Origin of the sequence: Leptolyngbya cf. ectocarpi LEGE 11479 (assembly GCF_015207065.1) — a bacterium.
Classification (GTDB): domain Bacteria; phylum Cyanobacteriota; class Cyanobacteriia; order Phormidesmidales; family Phormidesmidaceae; genus Leptothoe; species Leptothoe ectocarpi.
On sequence record NZ_JADEXP010000208.1, the window covers coordinates 1 to 11,357 of the forward strand.

Here is an 11,357-nt window from a genome sequence, read left to right on the forward strand (position 1 = left end):
CTATAACCCCCTCTCCTCCCCTGGGTAATAGATTTTTGGGAGGGTTCGTCACGGCCCTACACCTCAATAAGGGGGGCAAGGTGTGTAATGGTCCGTCTGGCAGTGGTTTCAGCAGATCGCCTTGCAGTTCGTTACAAGTCTCTTTGATCGGTGAAACGGCCTCAGGCTGGGGGATTACACACCATCGATCCGGATGCCAGAGGTCTAGATTTTTGTATAGAGTTTGGGCGCTGGTCTGAGCCAGCTTGCACAATTGGGCGAGCCGGTGAGATACCGTGCCCGCGAGTTCTCCCAACTGAGCTAATCGATTGACGGCTTGCTGAATCCGTCTACGAGCATCATCACGACGCTCATCGTTGATGCTGCTTGTAACTGAACTGTCTCGCTGGGGTGGGGTACCAAGTGGCCAGTAAAACCTGGTTGCCCATCGTGACCAGGCTTTTGACTTTTTGGGTATTTGTGGTTGGTGATTGCAGTACTCCAGATAGCCTGGACGAGCGTATGCCATCTGCTCGATGTAAATGGCCAACTCATCGTCGGCTAGGCCTTCAAAGACACGGCCATAGGTTGCGATCGCACGCAGCAAAGCATTGGTTTGCCCTGGACCAGTCCAGCCCGATTCTATTTCTAGACGCAAGTCATCACGCCATTGATCAACCTTGCCGTAGCGTCGCTGTTTGCGCTTACTCTGAGCCTCACGCCCCTGAGTAATAGCCACGGACAGCGCATCAGCATCCTGCAGCTTTGCCGCACAGTCCCAAGCCCATAGAAACCGCTCTAGGTTTCCACTAGTTGGCTGCAGATTGTGGTCTATCATGCAGCTGCCAGTACCAGGCTGTAGGGGCAATCTGTGACCGTTGTACTCAGTTATCTCCCACGGTCGAGCATAGGCCTTGATATTGGGAAAGGTCTCGAGCTGCCCAGGACACACCGATAATCCTTGTGCCTCAAACGCATGTTGAAAGGCACAGGCAAGGCCAAAGGTTGATACCGGGTCTGCCAAAGGACAGTAAAGATGCCAGCCGCCAGACCAGGACGAACGGATCAATACCGTACGGACTATGCCGATGGTTTCTAAGGCTGCTTTGATGTCCTCAAGACCCTGTTCGCTGTGGTAGTCGCTCCCGGCGTCGATATCGATCAACCCATAGGTTGTATTCGTGCCAAACCTAACGCCTACAACTGTTTCCGCCGATTTCCAGCGCTGCCACAAGGACCTAGGCCTCAATGGGTAGGGGTTGGTTGACCAGTCACCACCCTGGGTTGGTCGCTCAATGGAGCGCCATCGATAGGGAAATATGGTACAAATACGTATGCCCAATAGATTTTCTGGGAGCGGATCTTCTAGGATTTTCATGGGTAAAAAACATCGAATTCATTGGAAAGCCGTCGTTTGAGCTAAAAACGACGGCTTCTTTTTGCATGTTTGTTTCAAAACTTAAGACTGTGCCGATTACCTGCAAAAGGCTAAGAAAATTTACGTAAGTGGGAGGCGCAAGTAATCCGGCCTTCTGTAGACTCTGCTCAGCTTGCCGTAAATAGACGATCGGCTCTAGAGCTATCTCTGGGAAGACTTTCAGGTGTATATCTAGAGTGATATTGAGTCGCTCAAGCTTAGAGCGCGCATAGTTATCAGTACACAAACTCATAGCGGTATAAATTTTGACATCTAGTAAAAAACATGACGGCTGTACGGCTAGGGGAATGAACTTATGCAATACGAACTATGTCTTTAGCAATAAGCAATGGGGCTCGAGCGTTCGAATAGTGCATGTGTTCGATGTTTCAGATATTTCATCTGAGGCGAAAATGGGACATGCAAAGGGCTCAGTTTGCCAACTTGCTCCCTTTGCACGTCGTTAGAGGTAGCTATATAGCCTTGGCGCTATAGCCATAGCTATATAGCTAATGTTATGCTATGCCAGATAGTGATAAAGATCAAAACTTTGTGAAACTCAGAGAACGAGCATCACTAACTCAAAGACAAGTTGCTGAGGAGCTGGGCGTAACAGTTACAACAATCAGCAGCTGGGAGACAGGAAGAAAAGAGCCCCGTCTTGACTTCCGACAGGTCGAAAAGTTGATGGAGCTTTACAGCTGCTCTATTAGTGATTTAGCCGATGCTCTTGATGAGTTGAGGAGTGCAAAGAACCCATAGTCAAAAAGCTAAACACCTAAGCTGGGTAACGGCCAGCTTAGGTGCAATGTCCAATCCAAACTCGAAAAGGACTGCCTCAATTATGCCCTATCCATAACTCAGCTCAGTGATCCAACCCCTCCCGCGAGGGTAAGCAGGCTGCACACAGCGTGGTCACAGTTTTGTATGTCATTTTTTCCGTTCATTTGACATATGCCGTGCATGCGATCGCGCACTTGTCGTGCATCGCCCGTGCACTCAGTCGCACACATAAAACCACCAATTTGCAAGGATTAGCGCAATGAAAGAACAGTTTCCGCACACTGTAGAGATGCACTCCCCGCACACTAGCCGCGCAGTCGAATGCACGGGCGCGCACTACTCAGCTAAACAATTAGCCGATGAACTCGATACCAAAGACAGCACCCTGAGAACTCGCTGGTTTCCATGGCTGTCAAAGGTCGCTCCTGAGCCACTACTCAAAACCAAAGAGGGATACACCGAGCTGGCCCGTACCTTGTTTCTGGAATTTAAAGATGTGGCCACAGCTGAGCGCCCAGCTTGGGTAACTGACGCCAAACGCCGCTATTCGCACGAGTGGGAGTCAGTCGGTGTGATCGAAGGTGAGCTAATGCCCGAATCGGTGGGGGGTGCCTTGGCCACCCTCAGTAATCAACACACCTCAGCCGAGCTTGCTATCCAACAGGATCTAAGCGATCTCGAAGCATTTATTGATGACATCAACCAGGCTGAGGCTAATTTCTCAGAGGCCGAGCTTGCCACCTTTCGCGCTGCTGGTACTAAGCGCGGCATTGCTCGATTCAAGATCGAAACTCAGACGGAGATTGACACCGTAAATCTATTGCGGAAAAAGCGCATGGAGGACTGAGCATGTTTCTTGTTCCACTGCTACTAGTGGTTGTTATCTTTCTATACCTAAGCCCGCCCAAAGGACCACTAGACTCCAACTACCAGCGCTACAGGGAATACAAAAAACGTCAAGAGAGACAACGTAGACGATGAACAAGTATCGACGCCATGCTATCGCCACAGCCGCATACTCATGGCACCCATAGCAACTATTACACAATACCCAACGGCCACACCTTGACCGTTAACTACGGGACTGGCAGCAACGCAATTAGTGACTCACTAGGAGATTCAGGAGAATAAAAATCATGGGATTGTTTGATTGGTTTAACCCGACAGAACCAGATACAACAACTTTTGAGGTTAGCAACGATGATGGGGAACAGATTGTTTTTACAGTCCCTACAAAAGGGGCCAGTGAGATCAGAACTGGGCTACGCAACGCTGGCATCCCCAAAGATACCGATGATACATATTCTCGATCTAGAACCGAGCTATCAGTCGAGGCGCGTGACCCTAATGAATTGCGTTGGTGGGGAAAGCGAGACTGTGATCCTAAAGAAGACTTAGAACCAAACGGAGATCGAGAACCCGTTGACGACGATACAGAACCTAGTTTTGATCGAGAGCAAGATTATTCTGATTACGAGGAATCAGAGCAAGATGCAGAAATGTATTGGCCATTTTGGTAATTCCCTATAATGGAATTTAGATTGAGGATTCGTTATGACCGAAATACACGTAGAAAACTGCCAAGAGCATTTGTGCATAGACCTCGAACATGATGGTGGCTATGATGCCCAATGGCGTCAGTCATCAGACTATACGGATGTGGATAAATGCATCGGCAACATAGCCTTAGTATTTAACGGATCCCAGGATATGGCTGTGGATGGTATGAAGGTTTGCTATTTGACCGTTGATGAACGCTATCCATGGAATCTGTCTCCAGGTCAAAAGAAAGCGTATGAGCTACTTCTGCCTCTGCAGCAGGGCTCTACCTACGCCATTACAACTATCAAGAAATTAGCTGATGCTATGGAGTTAGAGATAATGCATGCAGCCTACAAAAGACTTGAAAATCTTCAGAGTTTGGGAGTGATATCAGGACTTCGTCTAAATTAAGGCTATTCAGCCCAAATGTCGCATACGCATAGGTGCCATTCTTTCGTTAAAGCCTTTGCGTAGCAACCAGATTCGAATCAGATATCTCAGACATCAATGCATTCAAAAACCGTTTCGGAGGATTCTGAGACGGTTTTTTATCCTCCAAAATAGTAGAAATTTTCTACCTACAAGTTGTCTCTTGATGATTGTTCATGACTCGCTCTTTGAGCCATGAACACCTGGTTTATACCTTGAATCACAGCAATTTCTTTCTCTATTGTATCCATCCTCCGCTCTAGCTCTGTTATCAGTTGGTTAGTACTGTTCGAGAGCGCTGTATAGTCATTCTTAAGGTGCCTGATGTCCCGCTCTAGACCATAGCCACGACGGATTCTGGCAGCGCCCCACCCTATGCCCGTGGCCAACGCTGAAATAACAGTCAGAAATAATGGCAAATTGTCAACAATAAACTGCATTGTCAAAGCTCTATAGAATCGGTCATAAGAAAGCCCGGACAAGCGGGCCATCATATCTTCTCTCAAGTTAAGCCTGTCTCAAGGTTATTTCAACGCGCTAGAGTGTCCCAGGCACCTCATCCGTGTTGTCATCAGGCGGAGTAGTAGCAACAAACGAAACCGATAGATTACTGACGATCATCTTTTGACTAATAAGATCGCCATCCCACGACTTGGTCAAGTTTAGCCCCGGTACGTCCAGCCTTTGCACCCCGAGCTTAAACTCGTATCCATCCATCAAACCGCCTGCCCCATCCGGAATCTTACCCAAGTAGGTCGCCACATCAGCGGTCACCGTGCGCGTAAAGGTCACCGTTTGTTCGGTTCCATCTGAAAACGTCAGCTTTGCACTGGTCACGTACCCATCGGTACGCGTGACTTCTTCGACTCCCGTCGGTTTAGCCGCCTGCTGGTCTGCCAGCATCTGCAGAAAAACCTGAGCATCAATGATGTCACCACGGTAATCAATGACAAAACTCGTATCAATATTCAGACTATCTAGTTCTGCACCAATCAGGTTAAGCACCTCTTGGCGTTCGGCATCTTGCAGATTGGGCAAATTAGCAACCTGCTGTTGCAAAGCATAAATATCCGCGTTGTTAGAAGCAATGGCTTGAGAGTTGCCTGTAATGAGATTGCTCAGAGCAACGGCCATCTCGTTAATCGCATCACTTGACATACTGGGTAGCAGTGGGCCGAGTAAACTCATTGAATCCACCGCCGATTGATTAACAGTCGTTACCATTGTTTGATGTCCTTAGAATTGAATAAACAGTAATGAGGCATAGACTTCTGGTCCGTCAAACCCTGTGCGATAGCCCAGATTCCAAGACTTGCTCGGTCTAGTCGTTCCGTCACTCAGAGTGTCAGGATGCCATCGGTGTTGTAACTGAAAGTCTTTTGGGCTTTCGAGATTGATCACTCCTTGAACAAATGACAGGTTGGTATAGTGATTAGCCCAACAGCTCAAGCCCGGAATGTTGTAGGTCAAATCGGTTGAAACGAGCCTACACCGACTGCTCGAGGTCTCTAAGGTCGAGGAGTATCCACTAAACAGATAATTTCCCGGAGGCAGCGAAATCACCCCGTTTAGCAATGTGCCGAGCGTCCCTTGTTTGTGATTGAGGTTGCGCTTGCCCCATTGATTGGGCTGTAGCAAGCCGCCATTGTCACCGCTGTTCCGACGCTCTTCAAAAACAGCGCATTGGAGGCCATTAGCTACAGCAAAACGCGTATCTAAAACCGCTGTGAGCGTTGACCTAAAAGGCTGACCGTCACGTACTAATAGAGTCTCATCGGACCCATTCGGCTCCAGTGAGGATAACTGATTAAATTCAACCATCTAGGTAAACTCTATGGGGAGGTCATCAACCGTGAAGGCCTCATCCCCGATTAGTAAATCAAGATCGTCTTCATCGAGAGGATCGTCTGTTTTATCCAGGGATAACCAGTACTCAACCGTTACAGACCAGCCATCTACCGCGACTCGTCGCCCACCTTGTCTAAACTGGATTTCGTGTCGGCCTAGTACCGGCTCCCATGGATGCAGCGAGACAAATTCTTGTTCAACTTTTGGCCATATCCGGTCCCAACGGTCTGAATAGAGTCCGTGCTCAGCATAGAAAATCCGTAACCAGCCGTAAAACTGAACCCTGAGAACCGTTGGATTGATTGAATGGTAGGTCAGCCGCAGCTGCGGAGACGCAACGGGTATTACCTGGCTCCAGCTGCGGCCACTAACCTGTACCTGACCGGCGTACTGCCACGCCATTAACCTACAGCGCTACCGCATCATCGAGAGAGCTGGTGATCACCACTTTGCCCACGGCGGTGGCTGTCACCCTCAAGATAGGTTCTCCATTGGCTGTCGTCGGGGTCTTGCTCGCCGCTGGGTAGCTGCTGCGAGCATCATTCGTATTGTCAGCATCATACTCAGCCTGAGCTGTTCCAGAGCACGCCTCTAGAAACTTTAGAACCGACTCATTAACCGGATCATCCATCCCAACAGTCTGTCCTGTCAGCGCAGTCAGGCTCAAGGCGGCATTCCCGTTTGAGTCAGTCACGAAAACACTCGTTCCCGTATAGGCATTGATCTGTGTTGCTGTGATATCAGCCATTGTTTAAGCTCCCTATTCTTTCAAGACGTTGTTCGTATTCCCCATCCTGGATATAGCAATCCAACTGGGATTCTGTTGCTGTTCTCATGAGTCCATCAGCACCAAAGACAAGATGGCGTTGATTAGAACTCTCTCCAAACCTAAGGTCATCAACGATATCAGCCGATGGCGTATTGAGCGTTTCACTAAATAATGGATGGCCAGGAAGAATCACTCCACCCCTCGAGAGCCATCCCTTCTCAACAGACTCCTGATACGAGATCTTAATCTCGATAACACCGTCAGCTATCGTTGTTTTCATTAGGTGTCAGGAGTTCTAGGATCGTCAGTCTGAGCCTTAGCAAATACGGCCCATCCATCAGGGGCAGAATCCGCCTGTTGGTAGCCAATAAAGCCAACCGTCTGCCCCTGATCGGATTTGGCTCCAAAGAGGATGGCACCCTCGACCTTGTTTTCTTTGGTAACGATGTTGCTGGCGTTAAGGTCGGAGGCAACATAGGCTGAGACTCCCAACGCGGCGGCGTCATCAGTGCCAACTTTGTTAAACTGCTCCAGCTTCATGTCCCAAACCTTAATGAGGTTGGGGGCAATTTCAGCCTTCACCCGAACGCTACGACGACTACGGCCTAACTTAGGTCGTCTCACAGCTCCTTTGACCAGCTTCCAATCCGCCGCTTCCGCGTCATTAATTTTCTGCCAGTCAACAAATGAGGTGTTTGTCTCTCCGGAGGCTTTCGTTTTACTCATGCGTCCCGGCTTAGGAGCCGAGGCTCCATAGATAACAATGCCTGCCACATCAGATACTTTTTGGTGACCTAACACAGACTGGTCACCCTCGTCCATATTGGTCGCAAACCCATAATTGATTGCACTCCCGTTAAAGGGCGTCACCGCCACTTTAGTCCGAGTGCCATAGATAGAGCCCATGTGACCCTCCTTTGCGTTTCGATTGCAAACTTAGCAAGCAGAAAAATGCTAGAACTCAGTGATTTCAACGGTTTTAGCGGGATTACTGGAGTTACAACCCTTAAGGGTTGCGCTTAGCACATATAATTCTCAGCCATGGTCTTGATTGCCTACGCCCGTATGAGTACTCGCAGCCGTCGAGCGATGACCCGCGCCACTACTCGCTATGGCAGACCTTACCAGTACAGGCCACGGATCACCCTGGTGAGACGGCTAGCTACTGAACTCAATATGAGCCTTGAGGATGTTCTAGACCAGATTCAAAAAGAACGACACTATTTGTTATCTAGGCAAACCTGAGCAGCTCGGCGATATCTTGCTCAAAGTCTTCGGGTGGGATAGATCGCCATAACTCAAACCGAGCTTGGTGATCTACAAATGCCCCATCAACTGATACCCGCCCCTGATCGGCTGCGAGCACCCGCTGACGGTTGATGATGGTCACATGACCGGGATAGACCCGTGTAGCATCTTTCTGTAGCCTGGGATGAACGATGCGTTGATCTGCCTTACGTTCTTCTGTAACGGTTACGGTCTGAATATCTGAGTTGCTAAGGGTCATCACAGCTCTCACACGGTCTTCGGCCTCGTCGGGCGTTGCCCCAAAGACAGACACATACTGCTTGCGTCCCACCCTAGCCGTGGCCCGATACCGCCCCCACAGATAGCCGTTCGGTCCCCCTAGAACGTTTCTTAGCCGCTGCCAGGTCAGAGCTGATCGCTTTACATCGGGCACGGTGATAGTAACCCGTGTCAGGCGCTCTCGACGACTCACAAATGGGGGAGACGCCACGCTGTATAGCTGAAACTTGAGCCGTAGACTCAGATCTTTTTCTCTGACATAGTCATCGACTGGCATGCCGACCACCTGGCCGATATCCCGATTTGCGATCAGTTGGTGAGCCATTAAGGCCTGAGGTAGCGCTGCCTTAATATGACTCTCAGGACCGGCAATAATAATTTTCTCTCGGTCATTGCTCCGATCCGGCTGTACTTCCAATACGCGATCGGCCTCGGCCTGGCCCATCTTCTGCTGAGCAAACCAGCCGTCTAAGCTGTAAGCCACCACATACCCAGCTTCAATACAGCTATCAAACACTTCGTCGATCATTTCCTCGGTGAAGTTACGCCAAAACTGGCTGGGAATTTTTTCTACTTGCTCATCAATCGCCCCATAGATGGTGAAGGGTTGGGCATTCTGCTCTCCCCATTTGGCTTTAATTTGCTGCGCTCGGTCCTCGCCCACAATCAGGTTGAGCATCGGGTTATTGTCCTGCTTGAGCCATCGACGGGTGTTTTTGTAGACCTCATAAGCCCCCTGTTGGACCAAGTTGCGAGCCCCCAACCGGATGGCCGCAGACGCTTGACCAATAAACTCATCGATAAACTCTTCCCCAACTTCCTGAGCGACATACATGGCCATTCGCTCATCGATGGCAAACAGTGACGTAGCTGGCAGTACACCACAGGCCAGATAGCCGATGGTGCTACCAACCACACTGCCGAGTACTGAGCCGTAGGCGTTCCACTGCCCCTTGATTTGCTGGTCTAGCTGGTCGTCTGGTCGGTTCCAGTCAAATGTAAACACCTGCAAGGTTGACTGAAAAAACAGGTTCCACAGGCTGCTAAAGCTCCAAATCATGCTAGGAATTGCCTGCAGTGCAGCTCCCAAGGCAAATCCCTTGAGATGGTTCACCAGCGACATGGAGCCCGCAGCACTTCCTACAGCGCTAAGAGCGCCATTACCCTTGAATAGACCTGATGAAAACTGCCGAGTGCGCTTGTTGACTCGGCTAAACAAGTTAGATGAGTTAACCGATAGACCCATGATTACGGTGCTTGATTGGTGTCGGTGTTGGTGCGATCGCTAATCCGTGGCCCGCTGCTGGCATCCCGCCCATAAGGTTGCGATAGCCCAAATCCTTGCTCTACCTGCTGCAAATACTCTTCAAAATCAGTGCCCTTAGCATTAACCGCCTTAGCCTGGTCCAACCGTTCCCGTAGTGCGGTTTCAATATCCTCTGTCCCTGTGTTACGGAAAAACACAGCCCGAATAATAGCAGCGCTGGCACATAGCTCCCGCAGGCAGCTTTGCAGATCCATGTTGTCGGCATTCTCGACCGCTTCCATAGGAATTTTGCCAGGGTTGAGCAGCTGCATAATGTTCTCGACTCCTGGCGTATAGGTATTAGGCACCTGTCGGCTAGTCTGTTTGAGGTTGTAGCCCAGATACTCGGCATTAGCTTGGGCATATTGCCGCGCGAGCATTGACTGTTGTTTGATGCCCGTTGTCTCTGTTAGGGTCTTAAAAATTCCCTGTTGACTAATCCCCTGACCGATGGCCATGGCCATCAACAGCCCTTGAATCTCCGCTAGGGAGTCGCTAACCGTTAAGTTTTCGATGTTAGCGCCAGTGTCAGCATTTTGGATCGTGTTAGGCCAGCCGCCAATAGTTGAATCCAAGTTATCGCGTTGCCAAACATGAGCCTCAGCCAGATTATTGATTGTTTTCTTAGCTCCTGATGCCTTTCCATTTAAGTTCACAGGGGCAGAAATAGGAAAGGCACCTACACCGACAACAGAAGAGACAGACTGAAGCATGTTCATAATTTGAGCCAATAGCCCAACCTGAGCCACACTGCCCGCATTGCCAGTTAACAAACTTTCGACACCATTCAAAATCCCCTTATTGCAGCCACAATTGTTATTTTTCTTTGTTCTGTTGGGAGAGGGCGGACTGGCTTTACCACCACCTGCACTTGGGTTTGCTTTTGGTGCAGCGTTAGGCTTTCCTGCTGGTCTGGTTTGCCCGCCAGGAGCAAAGCCCGGCGTTTTAGCGGGCTGCGTCTTTTTCTCTGGCCCTGGTCCTGGTGTGTTGGTTGGAGCCGTCCCCGGCAAACCTGGCAGCGCCGGTATCAGCGGAATAGGCGGAAGCAAGGGGAATGTTGGAGGCTCAGGAGAGGGAGCCGTGAGGGGTGATGAGGGTGCGATCGCGGCTGGGTTAGTAATGCCTCCCTGTGGACTAACTGGAATAGGGGTACCAGCTGGGTTACCGTCCGTGTCTGGTTGGCCATCAGCTCGAGTGATGTCGATATTAATCACCTCCCAGTCTTCGTGATGAGATGCCGAGATACCCCCCCTAGTTTTTCCATTATTCATCCGAAAGCCTAAGCTCTGATCTTTGTAGTAGATGTAGTTACCCCTGCCATCTCTTCCCCAGAAAGTCGCCCTAATACCAGAAACATCAGAGGCTACATTCTCCTGATAGAGAATCTTTGGACCAATCTCACTGATAGGACCATAAACCATTCTGGCCGACCTACCATAAACGGTTTTGCCAAGGCTAGGAAGGGCGGGAACTCTTGCTTCAACAACTAACTTGTAGTAGACCCGATAACCCTGACCACCTGTGAAGTTAGCAGGCCCCGCAGTCATATAATCATCGCTCGGCCCAACTCGATTTGGAAACAATGATTGACCCAAGGCTTGCCCCAGAGTAGCCCCGATAGTGCCACCTACCCAACTACCGATTGCCGTGCCAACAGGTCCCGCCAAACTGCCAATTGCACCACCCGCAATCGAACCAGCGGTAGCACCAACACCGGCACCAATGGCCCCAGCTGCCTCATTGCCAGTAATCTGACC

At 50.0% G+C, this 11,357-nt stretch carries 14 protein-coding genes and 1 pseudogene; 5 read left to right on the forward strand and 10 right to left on the reverse strand.

The features are described 5' to 3' along the window. Positions 1-1,357, reverse strand: a 1,357-nt coding sequence (locus IQ260_RS19580; protein ID WP_228016277.1) for a hypothetical protein, incomplete at its 3' end; no start/stop codon positions are given. A gap of 561 nt (positions 1,358-1,918) precedes the next feature. Between IQ260_RS19580 and IQ260_RS19585 the strand changes: the two genes are divergently transcribed. The 4 genes from IQ260_RS19585 (at position 1,919) to IQ260_RS19600 (ending at position 4,132) form a co-directional block, all read left to right on the forward strand. Continuing rightward, positions 1,919-2,158 (forward strand): helix-turn-helix transcriptional regulator, encoded by a 240-nt coding sequence (locus tag IQ260_RS19585; RefSeq protein ID WP_193994781.1) that lies wholly within the window; start codon positions 1,919-1,921, stop codon positions 2,156-2,158. Between the two features lie 280 nt (positions 2,159-2,438). After that, positions 2,439-3,026 carry a hypothetical protein gene (locus IQ260_RS19590; RefSeq protein ID WP_193994782.1) on the forward strand — a complete coding sequence of 196 codons (588 nt, stop codon included), beginning with the start codon at positions 2,439-2,441 and terminating at the stop codon, positions 3,024-3,026. 289 nt (positions 3,027-3,315) lie between these two features. Continuing rightward, positions 3,316-3,699 carry a hypothetical protein gene (locus IQ260_RS19595; RefSeq protein ID WP_193994783.1) on the forward strand — a complete coding sequence of 128 codons (384 nt, stop codon included), beginning with the start codon at positions 3,316-3,318 and terminating at the stop codon, positions 3,697-3,699. 34 nt (positions 3,700-3,733) lie between these two features. Then, positions 3,734-4,132 (forward strand): hypothetical protein, encoded by a 399-nt coding sequence (locus IQ260_RS19600; protein WP_193994784.1) that lies wholly within the window; start codon positions 3,734-3,736, stop codon positions 4,130-4,132. Between the two features lie 167 nt (positions 4,133-4,299). Here the strand turns inward: IQ260_RS19600 and IQ260_RS19605 are convergent, their stop codons facing one another. The 7 genes from IQ260_RS19605 to IQ260_RS19635 form a co-directional block, all read right to left on the reverse strand. Further along, entirely contained in the window at positions 4,300-4,590 is a 291-nt protein-coding gene (locus IQ260_RS19605) for a hypothetical protein (RefSeq protein ID WP_193994785.1), read from the reverse strand. Positions 4,591-4,687: 97 nt separating this feature from the next. Then, the gene (locus tag IQ260_RS19610) at positions 4,688-5,374 is read right to left on the reverse strand and encodes a hypothetical protein (RefSeq protein ID WP_193994786.1); all 687 of its coding nucleotides are present in this window, start codon (positions 5,372-5,374) and stop codon (positions 4,688-4,690) included. Positions 5,375-5,386: 12 nt separating this feature from the next. Beyond that, positions 5,387-5,971: a hypothetical protein gene (locus IQ260_RS19615; protein WP_193994787.1), complete on the reverse strand. Its 585-nt coding sequence runs from the start codon at positions 5,969-5,971 to the stop codon at positions 5,387-5,389. Continuing rightward, positions 5,972-6,400: a hypothetical protein gene (locus IQ260_RS19620; protein WP_193994788.1), complete on the reverse strand. Its 429-nt coding sequence runs from the start codon at positions 6,398-6,400 to the stop codon at positions 5,972-5,974. A gap of 4 nt (positions 6,401-6,404) precedes the next feature. After that, positions 6,405-6,746, reverse strand: coding sequence for a hypothetical protein (locus tag IQ260_RS19625; RefSeq protein ID WP_193994789.1), 342 nt, complete (start codon positions 6,744-6,746; stop codon positions 6,405-6,407). Next, positions 6,739-7,047, reverse strand: a complete 309-nt coding sequence (locus IQ260_RS19630) for a hypothetical protein (RefSeq protein WP_193994790.1) — start codon at positions 7,045-7,047, stop codon at positions 6,739-6,741. Before IQ260_RS19630 ends, IQ260_RS19625 begins: the two co-directional genes overlap by 8 nt. Next, a complete protein-coding gene (locus IQ260_RS19635) occupies positions 7,047-7,673 on the reverse strand; it encodes a hypothetical protein (RefSeq protein WP_193994791.1) in 627 nt (208 codons plus the stop codon). The genes IQ260_RS19630 and IQ260_RS19635 overlap by 1 nt, the downstream gene beginning before the upstream one ends. A 135-nt stretch (positions 7,674-7,808) precedes the next feature. On the opposite strand from IQ260_RS19635, the gene IQ260_RS19640 reads away from it, so the two are divergent. Beyond that, a complete protein-coding gene (locus IQ260_RS19640; protein ID WP_193994792.1) occupies positions 7,809-8,012 on the forward strand; it encodes a hypothetical protein in 204 nt (67 codons plus the stop codon). On the opposite strand, the gene IQ260_RS19645 is transcribed toward IQ260_RS19640, so the two are convergent. Together IQ260_RS19645 and IQ260_RS19650 are read right to left on the reverse strand one after the other, a co-directional pair. Next, positions 7,999-9,540 (reverse strand): hypothetical protein, encoded by a 1,542-nt coding sequence (locus IQ260_RS19645; RefSeq protein ID WP_193994793.1) that lies wholly within the window; start codon positions 9,538-9,540, stop codon positions 7,999-8,001. The two genes, IQ260_RS19640 and IQ260_RS19645, sit on opposite strands and share 14 nt — an antisense overlap. Positions 9,541-9,542: 2 nt before the next feature. Next, a pseudogene (locus tag IQ260_RS19650) lies at positions 9,543-11,357 on the reverse strand (hypothetical protein); the annotation flags it as partial.

Coding starts and splice junctions, on each gene's coding strand:
- IQ260_RS19605 (WP_193994785.1), bottom strand. CDS start 4,590: ATGCAGTTTATTGTTGACAATTTGCCATTATTTCTGACTGTTATTTCA.
- IQ260_RS19610 (WP_193994786.1), bottom strand. CDS start 5,374: ATGGTAACGACTGTTAATCAATCGGCGGTGGATTCAATGAGTTTACTC.
- IQ260_RS19600 (WP_193994784.1), top strand. CDS start 3,734: ATGACCGAAATACACGTAGAAAACTGCCAAGAGCATTTGTGCATAGAC.
- IQ260_RS19630 (WP_193994790.1), bottom strand. CDS start 7,047: ATGAAAACAACGATAGCTGACGGTGTTATCGAGATTAAGATCTCGTAT.
- IQ260_RS19620 (WP_193994788.1), bottom strand. CDS start 6,400: ATGGCGTGGCAGTACGCCGGTCAGGTACAGGTTAGTGGCCGCAGCTGG.
- IQ260_RS19590 (WP_193994782.1), top strand. CDS start 2,439: ATGAAAGAACAGTTTCCGCACACTGTAGAGATGCACTCCCCGCACACT.
- IQ260_RS19640 (WP_193994792.1), top strand. CDS start 7,809: ATGGTCTTGATTGCCTACGCCCGTATGAGTACTCGCAGCCGTCGAGCG.
- IQ260_RS19645 (WP_193994793.1), bottom strand. CDS start 9,540: ATGGGTCTATCGGTTAACTCATCTAACTTGTTTAGCCGAGTCAACAAG.
- IQ260_RS19595 (WP_193994783.1), top strand. CDS start 3,316: ATGGGATTGTTTGATTGGTTTAACCCGACAGAACCAGATACAACAACT.
- IQ260_RS19635 (WP_193994791.1), bottom strand. CDS start 7,673: ATGGGCTCTATCTATGGCACTCGGACTAAAGTGGCGGTGACGCCCTTT.
- IQ260_RS19585 (WP_193994781.1), top strand. CDS start 1,919: ATGCCAGATAGTGATAAAGATCAAAACTTTGTGAAACTCAGAGAACGA.
- IQ260_RS19625 (WP_193994789.1), bottom strand. CDS start 6,746: ATGGCTGATATCACAGCAACACAGATCAATGCCTATACGGGAACGAGT.
- IQ260_RS19615 (WP_193994787.1), bottom strand. CDS start 5,971: ATGGTTGAATTTAATCAGTTATCCTCACTGGAGCCGAATGGGTCCGAT.